Origin of the sequence: Streptomyces sp. MB09-02B (assembly GCF_033794485.1) — a bacterium.
Lineage (GTDB): Bacteria > Actinomycetota > Actinomycetes > Streptomycetales > Streptomycetaceae > Streptomyces.
Map to the genome: position 1 here is coordinate 70,961 of NZ_JARGEE010000003.1, position 17,157 is coordinate 88,117.

The following is a 17,157-nucleotide window of genomic DNA, read 5'->3' on the forward strand; positions in this document are numbered from 1 at the left end:
CTCCTGCGCTGTGCGTCGCTCCATGTAGTCGCGGGCACGCGTGTCCCAGCGCAGGCGTGCCGGACTGACCGGGTTCCCAAGGCGTGGCGGATGTGCCTCCGGTGGACAGGCCGAGACCGTTTTCGCGATGGAGTCCCGACGCCGGCGGTAGGACACCGGCACCGGGCCGCCAGGCCGAGGCAGGTCCGGTCGAGGCGCATCACGCCATCGTCACCGAGCCGCCTCGTCGAGCAGTTCGAGTACATGCCGGTACGTGGCTCCGGTGGAGCGGCTCATGCCGAGTTCACACGTGCGGTTGGTCGAGACGTACGCGTCCGCTCTCCGGCCGTCCAGCGCCGCCACCTCGGCGGCCGTCGCCGAGGCGGTGAGCTCGGGCCGGAGCATGCCTCGGTCGCCCGCGAAACCGCAGCAGCCCCAGTCATCGGGCACCACGACGTCGTCGGCGATGGCGGCGGCGAGGCGCAGCAACGCCTCGTTCGTGCCCAGTTGGGTCGACGAGCAGGTGGGGTGGACGACCACGGTGGCCAGACGCCGCAGGCGCGGCAGCCGGGGGAGCAGGACGATGTCGGCGAACTGCACCGCGTCGATCACGTCGGTCCGCTCCGAGCCCTCCTGCGCCGCCGCGAGCAGGACGGTGAGGCCCTCGGTGCAGGACGACGCGTCGCAGACCACCGGCAGGCGTCCGCGGTCGGTCGCCTCGCTGAGGATGGGGACGAGGCGTTCCCGCATCGCGGCGTAACCGTCGTCCAGCCCCTTGGACTTCCAGGGCGTCCCGCAGCACAGCGAGCCGATGCCCTCCGGTACCCGCAGCTGGACCCCGGCCCGCGCGCACAGGTCGAGGAAGGCGTCGCGGACACCACGGCTGCCGTGGGCCGGTCCGAACATCGTCGTGACGCAGGCCGAGAAGTACACCGCGTCGGGACGCGCGGCCTGGCGCCCGCGTCTCGCTGTGCCGCCACCGGGCAGATCGCGTGTCCAGCCCGGCACCTTGGACTCGCCCAGCACCGAACGGGCGGCGGACGTGACACGCTCCGCCAGCGACGGCATCCGGCGGGCCGCGCTCAGCCCGCCCGCCGCCAGCCGTGACGCGCCGGACCAATGCCGGGCGGCACCGTGCCACAGCGCCTGCTCAACCCGTCCAGCCTGCTCGGACCGGAGCCTGCGCACCAAGTCCCCGGTGTTGATGAGCACCGGGCAGGCCGTCTGGCACATGCCGTCCACCGCGCAGGTGTCCACACCGTCGTAGGCGTACTCCTGCCGCAAGCGCTCCACGAGATCCTGGTCCCCGGCCACCCTCGCCCGCTCAGTTTCGCGGCGGAGCACGATCCGCTGGCGTGGAGTGGTCGTGAGGTCGCGGCTGGGACAGACCGGCTCGCAGTAGCCGCACTCCACGCACCGGTCGACCTCCGTCTCCACCGTCGGCGAGGTCTTGAGGTGGCTGATGTGGGCCGAGGGGTCCTCGTCGAGCAGGACTCCGGGGTTGAGCACCCCGCGCGGGTCCGCCAGGGCCTTGATCTCCCGCATGACGTCGTACAGTTCGTCGCCGTACTGCCGACGGACGTACGGCGCCATGACGCGGCCGGTGCCGTGCTCGGCCTTGAGTGTGCCGGACTGGCCCAGCACCAGTTCGACCATGTCCTCGGTGAAGGCGACATAGCGCTCGACCAGGTCCGGCCGGTCGAAGCGCTCGTTGAGCATGAAGTGGACGTTGCCGTCCTTGGCGTGTCCGAAGATCACGCTCTCCTCGTAGCCGTACCGGTCGAAGAGCCCGACCAGCGCCTCGCAGGTGGGAAGCAGGCGATCCACCGGGACGGCGATGTCTTCCAGCAGCGCGGTGGTGCCGGACGGCCGGTTGCCGGCGATCGAGGTGAACAGGCCCTTGCGCACCCGCCACAGTTCGCTCCTGCGAGCCGAGTCGGTCGTCATGCCCGCAGGGCCCGTGACCGGGAGTTCACGCAAGACACGCTCGGCACGCGCGGTGGACTCCGCGAGGGTCTTGGCACTGTCCTGCTGGAGCTCGACGAGCAGCGCGGCGTGTGCGCGTACGTCCACGGCCCGGATCGCGTCGTCCGCACGCGGGTCGAGCTGGGCCACCCTCAGGCTGGTGCTGTCGAGCAACTCGATGGTGGCGAAGCCGGTTTCCCCGAGGGTCGGCAGGCTGGCCGTCGCGTCGGCGAGGGTGGGGAAGACCAGCAGACCCGTCGCGGCGTGGGGGTGGACGGGGACGGTACGGAAGGTCGCCTCGGCTACGAAGGCCAGGGTGCCCTCGCTGCCGATGACCAGGTGTTCCAGGATGTCGACGGGGCGCTCGAAGTCGACGAGGGAGTTGAGTCCGTACCCCATGGTGTTCTTGATGGCGTAGAGCCGCTCGATGGTGGCCACGGAGTCGGAGTTGCCGCGCACCCGGTCGCGGAGTTCTGACAGGCCGTGGTGCAGAGCGGGCTCCTGTCGGCGCAGCAGGTCGTCCGCGTCCGGGGCCGACGTGTCGATGACGGAGCCGCTCACCAGGACCAAGACGGTGGAGTCGAGTGTCCGGTAGGTGTTGGCGTGGACGCCGCAGGCCATGCCGCTGGAGTTGTTGGCCACGACGCCGCCGACGGTGCAGGCCACTTCGCTCGCCGGGTCGGGGCCGAGACGGCGGCCGTGTCGAGCCAGCCGCGCATTGACCGCGCGGACGGTGGCGCCCGGACCGGTCCGCACCCGGGCACCGCCGTCGAGCACCTCGACGCCGCGGAAGTGGCGGCGGGTGTCGAGGAGGACACCGTCCGTGGACGCCTGGCCGCTCAGGCTCGTACCGCCCGACCGGAAGGTGAGCGCCGTGCCGTCCCGCCCGCACGTGCGCAGCAGGGCCGCCACGTCGGACGCGGTGCGCGGGGTGACGACGGCTTTCGGTACGCGAAGGTAGTGGGAGGCGTCGTGGGCGTACGACAGCCGGTCGGTGGCACGCGCGGCGATCGCGTCGGCGGGCACGGCCTGCCCCAGGGCGGCCAGGAGACGCTGGTCGGGGTGGAGCAACGGGTGCCCCGAGGGGGCTTCGCTCATGCCGTCACCGTCCCGCGGTCGTCGGCGTCCGCGGAGACCGGGGGCCAGCCGTGACTTTCGAGGATGGTACGCAAGGTGCGCTTCACCACCTTCCCGTACCCCGACTTCGGGAGCTCGTCCCAGACGACGAAGTGGCGGGGCATCTTGTAGCGGGCGAGACGGCCGTCCAGGAAGGCGCTCAGCGCTTCTGGGTCCAGGCTCTCGCCCTCAGTCGGCACGCACACGGCGACGCCCACCTCGCCCCACTTCGGGTCAGGCATGCCGAACACCGCGACCTCCGCGACGCACGGGTGCAGTAGGAGCTTTTCCTCGATGTCGCGCGGATAGATGTTCGAGCCGCCCGAGATGTACATGTCGGAGGCGCGCCCGGTGACGTAGAGGTATCCCTCCTCGTCGAGCATGCCGAGGTCACCGGTGCGGAACCAGCCGTCGCGGAAGGCGGCGGCGTTGGCCTTCGGATTGTCCAGGTAGCCGTGGCAGACCGCCGGGCCGACGACGCAGATCTCGCCCTGCTCGCCGGGTGGCAGGGGAGTGCCGTCGTCGTCCTGGACGCTGACCTGCATTCCGGTGCGCGGGTATCCGCAGGTGCCGAACTCGACGCCCTCGGGGCGTGGTCTGCCGTGCTCGTGCGGCGGCAGCACGGTGATGTTGCCGGTGACCTCGCCGAGTCCGTAGTACTGCACGAGCACCTCGCCCAGAACGGCGCGGGCGTGGTCCTGGTCGGCGGCGTACATGGGTGCTCCCGCATAGATCACGTGGCGCAGCGAGGAGTGGTCGTGGGTGTGGGCCGCGGGGTGTTCGGCCAGAGTCTTGAGGATCGTCGGCACCGTGAACATGTTGGTCACCCGTTCACGTTCGACGAGTGCGAACACCTCCTCGCCGTCGAGGCGGGGCGACATGGGGATGACCGTGCGGGCTCCGCGGGCCACCTGCGGGAGCAGGTGGACGCCGGCGCCGTGGGAGAGCGGGGCGACAACGAGCGAGGCATCGTTCTCGGTGGTGCCCGGCATGAGGTCGCACAGGTGGTTGAGCGTGACGAACCCCAACTGCTCGTGCGTCAGGACGGCGGCCTTGGGCGTGCCACTCGTACCGGAGGTGAAGAAGTACCAGGCGTGTTGGCCGACCGCCACGTCCTGGTCGCCGATGGCCAGTCCGTCCGCAGGGAGCGAGCCGACGGCTTCCGGGCCCTGCGCGTCGATCAGCAGCGTGCCGCAGTCGAGGTCGGTGGCGCTGGCGATCGTTGGGACGTGCTCGTCAAGACTCGGGTGAACCAGCAGCAGCCGGGGTTTGCAGACACCCGCGATGACCGCGACGTCGTCGCCGGTCAGCCGGAAGTTGGTCGGGGCGAGAGCCGCGCCGGCCCGCCAGACCGCGAACATGGCCTGGACGGACTCGGGACGGTTGGGGCTGTGGAGCATGACGCAGTCGCCGCTGCGGATGCCGCGGCCTTGCAGTTCCGCCGCCAGCAGTGAGACGCGGTGGTCGAGCTCGCGCCAGGTCCAGCGCGTGTCGCCGTGCACGACGGCAGTGTGGTCGGGAAGGCGGCGTGCCGTCTGTGTGAGGAAATGGGCGAGGTTCATCGCCCGTCGAGAGGGCTGTCCCATCACGCCGCCTCCAGTACGGTCGCGTAGTTCGCCACCGCGGCACCGCCCATGTTGAACACGGCGGCCCGCCGCGCGCCCTGCAGCTGCATGGCGCCGGCCTCGCCCGTCAGCTGCAGGGCGGCCATGACGTGCTGGGAGACGCCGGTCGCCCCGATGGGGTGGCCCTTCGACTTCAGGCCGCCCGAGACGTTCACCGGCAGGCGGCCGTCCTTCGCGGTGAGGCCTTCCTTGAGCACGCTTGCGCCCTTCCCTGGCGCGGCGAGGCCGAAGGCTTCGTACTGCAGCAGTTCGGCGAGGGTGAAACAGTCGTGGGTCTCGATCAGGTCGAGTCCGTGCAGATCCGTTCCGGCCTCGGCGAGCGCCTGGGCGAAGGCGCGGCGTGGGCCGTCGAAAGCGAGCGGGTCCGGCCTGGCTGCCACCTCGAAGATGTCATTGGCGTGTGAGCGGCCGGCGACCCTGACCCGGCGGCGGGCGGCGCGCGCCACGTCGTCGCTCGACACGACGAGGGCGGCGGCCCCGTCGGAGACCAACGAACAGTCGGTGCGCAACAGGCGGCCGGCGGTGAAGGGGTTCTTCTCCGAGGGCACCGAGCAGAACTCCACACCGAAGTCGCGGCGCATGTGCGCCCAGGGGTTGTCGACCCCGTTGCGGTGGTTCTTCGCCGAGATCAGCGAGAGAGCCTCCCGCGGGTCGCCGTACCGGTCCGCGTAGAGGTCGGCGAGGCGGCCGAAGATCCCGGCGAAGCTGCCCGCGTCCTCCTCGGTGGGCCGGTACGACGCGCCGAGCAGCGCGTCGTTGACGACGTCGTTGCCGACTCCGGTCATCTTCTCGGCGCCTACCACGAGCGCCACCCGGCCTCGCCCGGACAGCACGTGGTCCATCGCGGCGAACAGGGCGGCACTGCCCGTCGCGCAGGCGTTCTCGTGCCGCGAGGCCGGAACCCGCGCGAGTTCCGGTCGCCCCGCTCCGAGCAGCGCCGCCTCGAACGACTGCCGGGAGAAGCCGGAGTTGAAGACGCCGACGAAGGCGGCGTCGACGTCGGAGACGTCAAGACCGGCGTCGGTGACGGCGGCGGTGGACACCTCGGCCATGAGGTGCTCCACGGTGGTCTCCGGGGCGCTCTTGCCGAACGCGGTGTGCGCCCACCCTGTGATGAAGAGATCGCTGGTCATGGAAGCAAGCTTGGGACGCGGGTGTCCGTGCCGGTACCGCGAGAAGGTGGGACCCGACCGGAGCTTTTCCTCTCCCTGTAGGAAGCCGGCCGACGGCTCGCGCAGCCGCCGCTGCGTGGACAATGGCCGTATGGCCGAGCGGCAAGTGCAGAACCTGGTCGACACCCTGGCGGAGCGGCTGGGACGCTCGGTGGTCCTCGACGACACCGAGGTCAACCTGCTCGTGGCCAGTCGGCACTATGGGGACGCCGACGAACAGCGTGTTCGGGCGGTTCTGCAGCGTGATGTCGGGGGAGCCGCCATCGGCCACATCCTCGGGCAGGACGTGGCCCACTGGACCTCGCCAGGGGTCGTCCCCGCACGCGAGGACCTCGGAATGAAGAGTCGGCTGTGCCACCCCATCCGCCGACAGGGCCGACTCCTCGGGCTCCTGCTCGTGATCGACGAGGATCAGTCGATGACCCCGCAGGAGATCGAGGAGGTCGTCCGCACCGGCGAGGACATCGGCGCGATCCTGTACGGCGAACAGCTCAGCCAGGACGAGCACCGCCGTGATCAGGAGGCTGCCGTCGTCGAACTCCTCACCGGAGACACCGCGCGACCCGAGACAGCAGTGCGCACGCTGGACCGGCTCGGCGTGCTGCGCCACGGTGCGCACGTGACCGTCACCGCCGTGACACTCGACGACCGTGCCGTCGCCGTCGAGACGACCGTGGCGGAGCTCGCGCTGCGCGTGGCCACGGCCGGAGCCTCCCGCTCACGGCCCGCGTACACGGCGAGCGCCGTGCTGAGCACCCGCGGTGTGCTGCTGCAGACCTGGGAGAACAACCCGACCTGGGAACGCCTGCGCGAGCAGGCGACGGAGCTACGCGACGCGGTCGGCAGCGTCCTCGGCCACTCGGCTTGTGCGATCGCCGGTGTCGGAGGCGTCCACGCGGGGCTGCACGAGGCACACCGCGCCTATGACGAAGCGCTGGTCGCCCTGCGCGCAGCGCAGCGTGTCGCCCGGCTGGACGGCCTGGCACTCGCCGACGAGCTCGGCGCTCTCGATCTGGTGCTGCGCCTGCCGGAGACCGAGCTGACTCCCGCGAGGGTGCCCGAGCCACTGAGGCGGCTACGTTGCCAGGATCCGCACGGCCAACTGTTGGAGACGTTGCGGTGCTTCCTGGACCTGGCCGGCTCGCGCCCGGCTACCGCCGAGGCCCTCCACATCCACCGGACCACGCTGTACTACCGGCTGGACCGGATCGAGCAGATTACCGGACTTTCACTGGACGACGGATCCAACCGCCTGCTGCTCCACCTCGGTGTGCATGTACTTGAGGTCGTCGGCTGAGCACGCGTTCCCGCAGCCGGGCACGGACTCCTACGGCGGGAGGAAAAGCCGGCGGCGCTTCCCGACGCCAGGCGGTCGAGACGCCGGCACTGGTCCATGCAGGATCCATGATGTGACCTCACTCGAAAGCATCGGGACCAACAAGCAGCCGTCCTCGTCCGTCGTCGCCCGTCGTCGTCCGTCGTCGCCCGTCGTAGCCGTCGTCGGCGTGGGGGCCATGGGTCTACCGATGGCTCTGCGCCTGCACCGACAGGGGATGTCCGTGCGCGCCGTCGATCTCGACCCCGCCCGCGTCCAGCAGTGCCAGGAAGCCGGTCTGACTGCGGGCAGCGATCTGGCCCTCCTCGCCGGTGCAGAGGTGGTGCTGGTCATGGTGACGACCGGACCCCAGTTGCTCAGCCTGCTCACGGCGCCGGTCGTGACCGACGGGGCCCTGTCGGGATCGGTCCTCGTCGTGGGGAGCACCGTCGGCCCCGAGGCGGTGCGCTCGGCCGCCGTCCTCGCCGAGCGGTACGGCATCGGCCTCGTCGACTGCCCGGTGACCGGAGGCGTGACCGGTGCCACCGCGGGCACGCTGACCCTCCTTGCCGCCGGAGCCCCTGCGACGGTCGAATCCCTGGCGTCCACACTCACCGCGCTGGGCGACATCCGCGTCGTCGGCACCCGGCCCGGCGACGGTCAGTCCCTCAAACTGGTCAACCAGATGCTCGCCGGCATCCATTTGGCCGCCGCCGGGGAGGCCTTCGCGTTCGCCGAACGGCTCGGCCTCGACCTGGAAACCGTGCGCGAGGTGCTGCCCACTGGAGCCGCCGCGTCATGGATGCTCGTCGACCGCGGCCCGCGCATGATCCTGCCGGCAACGCGGCGCCCCACCGAGACTCTGTTGTCCGTGTTCGTCAAGGACAGCGGGCTCGTGGCCGACGCCGCCGCGGCCGTCGGTGCGCACGCCCCCCTCACCGAGGCCGCACGCACCGCTTGGCGCGAGGCGGCAGAGCTGGGGCTCGGCGACGGCGACGACTCGGGTGTGGTCGAGGTCTTCCGCCATGGCTGACGCTCTGGCCGACCGCCCTCCCGCGTCACAGCAGTGCACTCGTCCACCCGAACCGCACGGAGGCCCCTGTTGTCTGCTCCCCACACCAGCGCGTCACGTGGGGCCTTGCGCCGCAAGAATCTGTTACGGCTCATGCCATTCCTGGTGCTCTGCTACTTCGTCAACCACATCGCTCGCAGTAGTATCCGCGTCGCCGGCCCGAACGGCATGAACGACGCACTTGGCCTTCCGTCGACCATGTTCGGCATGGCATCCGGCGTGTTCTTCATGGGTCTCCTGTAGGTGCTGAGCAACCTGGCGCTCCACGGTTATGGCGCCCGCCTGTGGATTGCCGAGGCCGGGGAGCGATCGGAAAGTCCGCTCCCCGGCCGCGTGGCAACCAGGTCGATGGTGCTGAGATCCCTCCTTTACCGGGGCAGAGCCTCGCCCGATGCCGTCGGAACAGTGCCTTCAGCCTTGTGTCGTCAGGCCGAGGGCGATGCCGTAGTGAGGGCGGCAACCGCAGCTGAGTGGTCCACAAGTCCGAGCAACTCACCAGCGGCCGAGCGGACGATCACGGGGTTCCCCGTGGCCACGAGCTTCTCCATTACGGCACCCAGGTTCTCGTCCTCGCCCACCGTCGCGAACTCACCTGTGAGGAGATCCGCCGTTCGCAGTCCCTCCTTCCGAGCCCTGAGCAGTTGCAGCTCCGTGACGACACTCGGCGCCTTGCCGTCCTCGCCACTCACGATCGCGGCACCGCCTTCAGTGCTGGCCAGTCTCGTGAGGCTGGCCTCCAGGTTCTCGGACTTCGAGAGGGTGAGGGCCGCGCGCGCGATCGTTCCGGCGCGAACCACCTTGGCTCGCGGTGCCTCGACCGCGAAGCGGCGGACGTAGTCGTCGGCCGGGCGCAGCACGATGTCCTCCGGAGTACCCACCTGGACGAACTCTCCGTCGCGCATGATCGCGATGCGGTCGCCGACTTTGAGCGCTTCGGCGAGGTCATGGGTGATGAAGATCGAAGTTTGGCGTACGACGTCTGCGAGTCTCAGCAGTTCGTCCTGCAGATCGCTGCGGATGAGAGGGTCGAGGGCGCTGAAGGGTTCGTCGAGGAGCAGGAGGCGGGGGCGTACCGCCAGGGCTCGCGCTAGTCCGACGCGCTGCCGCATGCCGCCGCTGAGCTCGTGCGGGTACTTGTGCTCGACACCCTTGAGTCCCACCAGCTCGATCACTTCCCGGGCCCTGTCGTCTCGGACGCCCCGGGGGACACCGCTGACCTCGAGTCCGTAGGCGACGTTGTGCAGGACGCGCCGGTGTGGCAGGAGTCCGAAGTGCTGGAAGACCATCGCCCAGTCCTTGCGCCTCAGCTCGCGCAACCGCGACTGGGGCATGGACACAATGTCGAGGCCGTCGATCTCCACCTTCCCGGCGGTGGGCTCCAACAGCCTGTTGAGACATCGGACGAGCGTCGACTTGCCACTGCCGGACAGCCCCATCACCACGAAGGTCTCGCCGGGTCGCACGTCGAACGAGACGTCGCGGACCGCCGCGGTGTGAGCCCCGTCCGACGGCGCCTTTCCCGCCTTGACCTCCTCGAGGTGGCGGCCGGAGTGCGGGCCGTAGACCTTCCAGAGATTTCGCACAGTGAGGGCGGCGCCGCCGACGGGCGCTTCCATCTCACTTGCGGTGAGCACTGTCATGATCCCGCCTTTCCGGGGCCGACCGATGTGTGAGTGATGTTGGTGAGCATGCGGGCGGATCCGTCGAAGAGCCGGTCGATGATCACGCCCAGCAGAAGCATCGCCAGGCCGGCCTCCACGCCCCGGGCCAGGTCGACCCTCTCGACAGAGGCGAGGATGTCCCCGCCCAGACCGGGCGCTCCGATCATCGCGCTGACGACGGCCATGGCCAGGGCCAGGAGCACCGCCTGGTTCAGGCCCACCATGATCGTTTGTAGCCCCAGGGGTATGCGTACCTGCCGCAGGACCTGACCGGGTGTGGCCCCGAAGGTGAGGGCGGCTTCCACCACCTCCGCGTCCGCTCCACGCAAAGCGGTGTTGGTAAACCGAATAACCGGTGGGACTGTCGCCAGCAAGGTCGCGAGCACGGCGGCCACCTCGCCGGTTCCGAAAAACATGACGGCGGGGATGATGAACAGGTAGATCGGGAGCGTCTGCATCACGTCCAGAATCGGGCGTACCACGGCCGCGGCCGCGTTGCTGGCGCTGATCGCGATGCCCACAGGAATCCCGATCAGCCCGGCCAGCAGGATGGAGGTGCTCACCACGGCCAGCGTCTCGACGGTGCTGCCCCACATTCCCAGGCTCCCGATGGCGACGATACCGACACCCATGAGCACGCCCTTGCTCCATCCGGCGACGACCACACCGAGGGCACCGGTGCACAGTACGACGACCGGCCACGGGATCGAGGTGAAGAAGTCGCCGAGCCGGTTGAGGCCGGCCTGCTGGATCGTGGCGCCGATGGCGTCGAGGCCGGGGCCCAGAGTCGTGGTGGCCCAGATCACGGCGTCACCCACGGGCTCCCGCAAGCGCAGGGGTGTGCCCCACGGGGGTTCGGCGAAGTTCTGCCACGTGCCCCGGAAGACCTGCGAGGTGATCACGACGGCGAGGAACGCCGCGAAGGTGAGCATGCCCGCGAGAGAAGGCATCCGAGGGAAGCCACCCACTCGTCGTTCGTGTGGTCCGTCCGATGCCGGCGTACGCCTCCGCACGGCGGCCGGGCCGGGGCGGGGCGCGGTCACCCGGTCGATCAGGATCGCGACCAGCACCAGGGCGATTCCGCCTTGCAGAGCGTCGCCGAACTCGAGTCGCCGCAGGCCACTCCATACCGGCGCGCCCAGACCGGCGGCGCCGATCATCGCCGCCATCGTGGCCATCGCGATCGCGTACATGATGGTCTGGTTCAGACCGGCACGAATGCGTGGGGCCGCCATGGGAAACCGCACGTCGCGCAGGAGCTGCCAGCGACTTGCGCCGGACACCACAGCGGCTTCGAGCACCTCACCGGAGACTTCGCGGAGCCCGACGTTGGTCATGCGCGCGATCGGCGGCATGGCCCAGATCACTGTGACGATGATCGCGGGGGTGTTTCCCATGCCAAACAGGAACACGACCGGCACGAGGTAGGCGAAGGACGGGAACGTCTGGAGGGCGTCAAGCAGCATCCGCACGACGACATTGGCCCTCGGACCTGATGCGGCGAAGAGTCCCATCGCGATGCCCACGGCGGCGCTGATGGAGACCGCGACCACCATGAACGCGACGGTCTGGATCGTCGGCTCCCACAGCCCGCCAAGCAGCACCCAGGCGAACATCACGGCCGCGACCAGCCCCAGCCGGACTCCCTTGAAGTAGCCGACGAGCAGGACCACCGCCGCCACGAACACCGGTGGCGAGATCAGCTCCAGGTAGGCGACGATCGAGTCGAACAACGACGCCAACAGGGTGGCGGTCGGCTCGTACAGCCAAGTACCGCCTTCTTCGAAGTCGTTGAAGGCCTCCTCGACCTCCCGGCCGAGCGGGATCCTGAGCGTCGTGGGGAAGGCGATCGGGGCCGAGACGGCCCCGATCACGATCACGGTGGCGAGGAGGACCGGCACCAGGTGCCATGTCCGCCACGTGAAACCATCGGCGAACCGCCGGAGAGGGCCCTGTCGCGCCGGTCCGGGCAGGGGAGTGCTCGCGTCCGGACGCTCGCCCCTCACCGTCGCATCCGTGCCTGCGGCCGGAGTGGTACGAGACATGGCCTCAGCCGATGGTCTGCTGCTCAGATCCACGCCGTCCACACCTTGCGGTTCTGCTTCATCCACGTCTTGGCGGCGTCCTTGACCGACATGCCGTCATCCACGACCAGCTTCTGCATCGAGCTCAACTGCTCGTCGCTCAGGCTGTAGTTCTTGAGGATCTTCCAGACCGTCGGGTGCTTGGACTCGAGGCCGGCCGAGGCGACCCGGTAGATCACCGTCTCCGGCCACTGGCACGCGTGCGTGGTCGCCCAGCACTTGGCGGTGTGGGGAGGGAACTCGACGCGCGTCAGGTCGTACATCTGCGTCAGGTAGTTGGGCCGCCACATCAGTCCCAGCCAGGGCTCACCACGCTCGTACGCCTTGGACAGTTCGGCGAAGAGCGCCGCCTCGGAACCGGCGAACACCATCTTGTAGTCGAGCTTCAGGTTGTCGATGCGGTCCTGGTCGCCGTAGGCCGGTGCCCAGGACTCCGCCCCGGTCATGTACTGCCCCTTGGGCGTCGTCCGGGGCGTCTTGAAGACGTCCACACACTTGTCGAGGGCCTTCCAGTTCGGGAGGTCCGGACACGCGGGCTTGATACCCCGCTTGGCGTCTCCCTTGATGACGTAGGTGGGCACGTACCAGCCCTCCTCGCCCTTGTAGTCGGAGGTGCCGATGGGGACGAGCGACTTCTCCTTGACGACGTACTTCTGCCAGCCGTCCTCGAACTGCCAGCGCCACCAGTCCATCGAGACCATGTTGTCCGCCTTGGCCATCGCTGCCGCGGTCTCAGCCCCGCCGGCGGCCTCGACGGCCTCGGCCTCACCGCCGATCTCGTTGATGATCTGCGCCATCAAGTGGGCCTGGAGAGAGTTCTCCATGTAGAGGTTGTCGACGAACTTGACCGCCCCCTCTTCTTTGAGAGCCGCGGTGACCTCGGGGTCTATGTCCGCTTCGGAGCCGGAGGAGGTCGCTTCCTGCGGCGCGCAGGCGGTGGCGAGCATCACGGCGCAGACGCCGGCTGCCGCACCGGCGAGCCAGCGTCTGCCGCGACGCTGCTGACGGGCGGTCATGCCCTCGTTCCCGCCGGGTGTTTCCTCGGAACTGTTGCCAGTGGCCGTGATCTGCTTCTTGAGTCCGACAACCCTTGCTCGACGCTGCATGGTCTGCTCCTTGCCCCTGTCTGGCGATATCCGGGCGACAACGGCCTGTCGTCGTGGCCGGCCGGGAACTCATCGAAGGTGTTCTGACTCGTGTGAGAGGGGGATCACACGGCGAGTGGACGCAGTTAAGCGGCGGCTACCAGCACGGACTATTGGAAGTATTACGAATTCTTTGGGTGTTCTTGGGGCCTATGGTGCTGGTCACTGCGGCGGCAATCATCGGCAACGCGGGCCGTCCTACTTCTTGTCAGTCCGCTCGATTCGCGTCGCCAGCCACGCAGAGGTCCGATCTACGTGGCACAGGCGGATGGGAATCCTTGCCGTGCGCCAAACGGCTTGCCTGGAAGTCGACGCCCTCACAGGCGAGTTGACTGATGGACGGGATGAGCTGCGCTACGGCGGGCTCTCGCAGGTGCCCTGCCGGGGGAGGGTCGGTGGTCGAGGCGGCCGCACACCGAGTCGACAGGGGCGTACCGGTTCCACGCGGCTCTCGACGTGATTGCCAAGGAACGCGTGAACACCTCCACGCACCGAAAAAGTGCAGCCTCGCCGAAGTTGGCCGTGGGTGAAAGGGGCGCAGGTTGGATCCCTGGCTCAGGTGAACATCGTGTAGGGCTGCCTCAGGTCAGCGAGTCCGAGGCAGCCGCGCCTGCTGTCGCGTCCGACGGCGAAGGCATCTTCTACGGGGCTTCCGGTGACGTCATGCGGAGCGGAACCTCGGTCCAGATGGTCTTGCCGTCTTGCGTGTACCGGGCGCCCCACCGCTCGGTGAGCTGAGCCACCAGGAAGAGTCCGCGCCCGCCCTCGTCGTCCAGGCCGGCCCGCCGCAGATGTGGTGAGGTGTGCCCGCCGTCCGAGACCTCGCAGATCAGCGTGCGATCCCGGTCCCGCAGGAGACGGAGGCAGACTGGACCACCGCCGTAGCGGATGGCGTTCGTGACGAGTTCGCTGACGACCAGCTCCACGACGAACGAGACATCCTCCAGCCCCCACTCGGTCAGCTGGTGCGTGGCGAGGTTTCGGGCGGTGGCCACCTCCGCGGTGTCTGCGGGGATGGGCCAGCTCGCCATATGCGGCTCGCTCAGGCGGTGGACGCGGACCAACAGTAGGGCGGTGTCATCGCGTGCGGCACCGGCCGGCGCCCATGCGACGATCGCGGACCGCGCCTCTGCGGGGGTCACTCCCCGATGGCCCAGCACGCGGCGGAGCTCCGCCAGGCCAGAGTCGAGATCGGCGTCCGGCCGCTGGACGAGCCCGTCGGTGAAAAGGGCGAGCATGCTGTCCGTCGGTAGTTCGAGGTCCGTGCACTCGAAGGGCAGGGTGTCGGCGCCCAGTGGTGGGCCGATCGCCATGTCCAGGGCTTCGGCCGTCCCGTCCGGCCGGGTCACGATCGGTGGCAGGTGCCCCGCGCTGGCCATGGAGCAGTTCCCAGACGCCGGGTCGTACACACCGTAGAGACAGCGGGCTCCGATCGCCTGGTCTTCAGGGAGGTCGTCTTCGACCGAGTGGATGCCGATGCGTGCCTGCGCGACGAGGTCGCCGAGCCGGGTGAGCAGTTCCCCAGGGTCGAGATCGAGTGAGGCCAGGGCGCGCACCGTCGTGCGGAGACGCCCCATGGTGGCGGCCGCGTTCAGCCCGTGGCCCGAGACGTCGCCCACCACCAGTCCGACCCGGGCCCCGGACAGGGGGATCACGTCGTACCAGTCGCCGCCCACGCCCTTGGGGCCGGCCGCGGGAATGTAGTGGTGGGCGATCTCGACTCCAGTCGGCTCCGGCAGCGTGGCGGGCAGCAGATTGCGCTGGAGGGTCAGGGCAGCCACGTGCTCGCGGGCGTAGCGGCGGGCGTTGTCCACGCACACCGCCGTGTGCGATACCAGTTCCATGGCCAGGGCATGGTCCTCGTCGCCAAACGGATCGCGCGGAGCGAAGCGCTCCAGGATCACCCGGCCCAGGAGTCTGTCTCCCGCCTGCAGGGGCAGCACGAGCCGGCGTCGGCCTTCGGGCGATTGGGAGGGATACGCCTGGACGGCCCCGCGTTCGTCGGCGCTCCGCTCGACGACACAGCGCAGCGGGTACGGCTGGCCCCCCGGGGCGAGGGGCGCCGCCTCCGCGGCAACCAGAACGTACTCGGCGAGTTCGACTCTGACCATGTCAGCGAACTCCGGCACAAGGACCGAGGCCAGTTCCCCGGCTGTCCGGGACGCGTCCAGATGCCGGCCGATGCTGCTGGCCCGGCCGAGGAGGGCCAAGCGGCGGCGTGCCTCGTAGCGGTCGGTGATGTCGAAGGCCGACTCGCAGACGCCCAGTGCCCGCCCGCCTCCGTCCTGCAGCCGGAAGTATGAACACGACCATACGTGCAAATGGGCGGGGTCTACCGAGGTGGGGCTGCGATAGTGCAGGTCAAGCACCGGAGCTCCGCTATGGAACACCTGGGCGATGACGTCCTCCAGCGCGCGGCCCCGGTATTCGGGTGAGAGGATCTCGCCCTGCGGAAACATGTCCGCGATGTATTGGCCGACCCATTCCTCCGGCCGGAGGCCGTGCTGGGCCTCCACCGCCGCGTTCACCCAGGCCACTCGCATATCGGGGCCGTACACCGTCAGGGCGATCGCTGACTGGGTGAACAGTCCGTTCAGCATGGCCTGGTCCGTCGCCCACTGCTGCAGGCGGTCGGAGGGGACCAAAACGACCAGCCAGGAGATGCCGGATCCGTTCGCGGTCAGCGGGCACAGGTGCAGCACGCTGTGCACCGTCCGGCCGTCGCGGTGGTGGACTTCGCGGGTCTCGCACCAGCCGTGCTGCCGACTTCCCCTCAGATGGGGCGTGAGTACGAGTCTGCCCTGTGCGCGGCCGACAAGTTCGGAGAAAGGGCGCCCTAGGATCTCGTCCTCGTCGAAGCCGTACTCGTCCGCTGCGGCACTGGTCCAGCCGACGACCTTGCCGTCCCGGTCCAGCAGGGCGACCGCCGCTGTCAGCGGGCTGTAGGGGTTACCGCCCAGTATGCCGCTTGTGGATTGCGCCGTAGTGTCAGGTGTCGCCATGGGAACCTGCCCGATGCGTTCCGCCCCAGGTTACCGCTCACTATGGCGATGCGCTTGAGCAATGCACCCGGCAGTGCGGACGAGTCTTTGGCACTCAGGCGGTCCCGTCGCCGCGGTTGACCCCGCGACCGCTTGGGTAGATCACCCGGCCTTCCTTTTGAAAGCACCAGTGTCGCTACCGGCAGTTGCCTTGGTGCTCTCAGCGTGGATCAGCATGACTCCGATCCGATCTCAATTGCTGACCGGTTCCGGATCGTCAACGACAGCAGTGGGCTCGCCCTTGACGGACTCCAGCAGGAGCTGGGCGACGTCGACGACCGTGATGGACTCCTTGGCCTTGTCGCCCGCGGCGGAGCCGCTTTCGGCTGCAGCCTTCTTGCCGTTGACCGAGTCGGTCAGCATGACGAGGCAGAACGGGCAGGCGGTGGAGACGATGTCCGGGTTGAGCGAGAGGGCCTCGTCGACGCGCTCGTTGTTGATGCGCTTGCCGATCCGCTCCTCCATCCACATCCGCGCGCCGCCGGCGCCGCAGCAGAAGCCGCGCTCCTTGTGGCGGTGCATCTCCTGCTGGCGCAGGCCCGGGACGGCCGACATGATCTCGCGCGGCGGCGTGTAGATCTTGTTGTGGCGGCCCAGGTAACAGGGGTCGTGGTAGGTGATCAGGCCCTCGACCGGGGTCACCGGGATCAGCTTGCCCTCGTCGATGAGGTGCTGGAGCAGCTGGGTGTGGTGGATGACCTCGTAGTCGCCGCCGAGCTGCGGGTACTCGTTGCCGAGGGTGTTGAGGCAGTGCGGGCAGGTGGCGACGATCTTCTTGGCCGACTTGGGCTTCTTCGTCGACTCGTCCTCGTCGTCCTCGCCGAACGCCATGTTCAGCGCGGCCACGTTCTCCATGCCGAGCTCCTGGAAGAGGGGCTCGTTGCCGAGGCGGCGGGCGGAGTCACCGGTGCACTTCTCGTCGCCGCCCATGATGGCGAACTTGACGCCCGCCATGTGCAGCAGCTCCGCGAAGGCCTTGGTG

The 17,157-nt window shown here is 69.1% G+C and carries 11 protein-coding genes; 3 read left to right on the plus strand and 8 right to left on the minus strand.

The window, feature by feature from the left end; genetic code table 11:
* Nucleotides 1-210: 210 nt before the first annotated feature.
* The 3 genes from P1P70_RS01240 to P1P70_RS01250 are packed head-to-tail and all read right to left on the minus strand — an operon-like array spanning nucleotide 211 to nucleotide 5,818.
* Nucleotides 211-3,042 (minus strand): FAD-binding and (Fe-S)-binding domain-containing protein, encoded by a 2,832-nt coding sequence (locus P1P70_RS01240; protein WP_319233795.1) that lies wholly within the window; start codon nucleotides 3,040-3,042, stop codon nucleotides 211-213.
* Nucleotides 3,039-4,646, minus strand: a complete 1,608-nt coding sequence (locus P1P70_RS01245) for an acyl-CoA synthetase (protein ID WP_319233796.1) — start codon at nucleotides 4,644-4,646, stop codon at nucleotides 3,039-3,041. Before P1P70_RS01245 ends, P1P70_RS01240 begins: the two co-directional genes overlap by 4 nt.
* On the minus strand, nucleotides 4,646-5,818 hold the full coding sequence (locus P1P70_RS01250; protein ID WP_319233798.1) for a thiolase domain-containing protein: 1,173 nt from the start codon (nucleotides 5,816-5,818) through the stop codon (nucleotides 4,646-4,648). The genes P1P70_RS01245 and P1P70_RS01250 overlap by 1 nt, the downstream gene beginning before the upstream one ends.
* Nucleotides 5,819-5,948: 130 nt before the next feature.
* On the opposite strand from P1P70_RS01250, the gene P1P70_RS01255 reads away from it, so the two are divergent.
* The 3 genes from P1P70_RS01255 (at nucleotide 5,949) to P1P70_RS01265 (ending at nucleotide 8,487) form a co-directional block, all read left to right on the plus strand.
* The gene (locus tag P1P70_RS01255) at nucleotides 5,949-7,154 is read left to right on the plus strand and encodes a PucR family transcriptional regulator (protein WP_319233800.1); all 1,206 of its coding nucleotides are present in this window, start codon (nucleotides 5,949-5,951) and stop codon (nucleotides 7,152-7,154) included.
* 112 nt (nucleotides 7,155-7,266) lie between these two features.
* The gene (locus P1P70_RS01260) at nucleotides 7,267-8,205 is read left to right on the plus strand and encodes an NAD(P)-dependent oxidoreductase (RefSeq protein ID WP_319233802.1); all 939 of its coding nucleotides are present in this window, start codon (nucleotides 7,267-7,269) and stop codon (nucleotides 8,203-8,205) included.
* A gap of 105 nt (nucleotides 8,206-8,310) precedes the next feature.
* Entirely contained in the window at nucleotides 8,311-8,487 is a 177-nt protein-coding gene (locus tag P1P70_RS01265; protein ID WP_319233804.1) for a hypothetical protein, read from the plus strand.
* Nucleotides 8,488-8,669: 182 nt separating this feature from the next.
* Here P1P70_RS01265 and P1P70_RS01270 read toward each other — a convergent pair whose 3' ends face one another.
* The 5 genes from P1P70_RS01270 to P1P70_RS01290 form a co-directional block, all read right to left on the minus strand.
* On the minus strand, nucleotides 8,670-9,884 hold the full coding sequence (locus P1P70_RS01270) for a glycine betaine/L-proline ABC transporter ATP-binding protein (RefSeq protein ID WP_319233806.1): 1,215 nt from the start codon (nucleotides 9,882-9,884) through the stop codon (nucleotides 8,670-8,672).
* Nucleotides 9,881-11,806 (minus strand): ABC transporter permease, encoded by a 1,926-nt coding sequence (locus P1P70_RS01275; RefSeq protein WP_319233808.1) that lies wholly within the window; start codon nucleotides 11,804-11,806, stop codon nucleotides 9,881-9,883. Before P1P70_RS01275 ends, P1P70_RS01270 begins: the two co-directional genes overlap by 4 nt.
* A gap of 167 nt (nucleotides 11,807-11,973) precedes the next feature.
* Nucleotides 11,974-13,095, minus strand: coding sequence for a glycine betaine ABC transporter substrate-binding protein (locus tag P1P70_RS01280; protein WP_319233809.1), 1,122 nt, complete (start codon nucleotides 13,093-13,095; stop codon nucleotides 11,974-11,976).
* Between the two features lie 680 nt (nucleotides 13,096-13,775).
* Nucleotides 13,776-16,136, minus strand: a complete 2,361-nt coding sequence (locus tag P1P70_RS01285) for a SpoIIE family protein phosphatase (protein ID WP_319233811.1) — start codon at nucleotides 16,134-16,136, stop codon at nucleotides 13,776-13,778.
* 231 nt (nucleotides 16,137-16,367) lie between these two features.
* A partial coding sequence (locus tag P1P70_RS01290) for a (Fe-S)-binding protein (RefSeq protein ID WP_319233812.1) occupies nucleotides 16,368-17,157 on the minus strand: 790 nt, incomplete at its 5' end.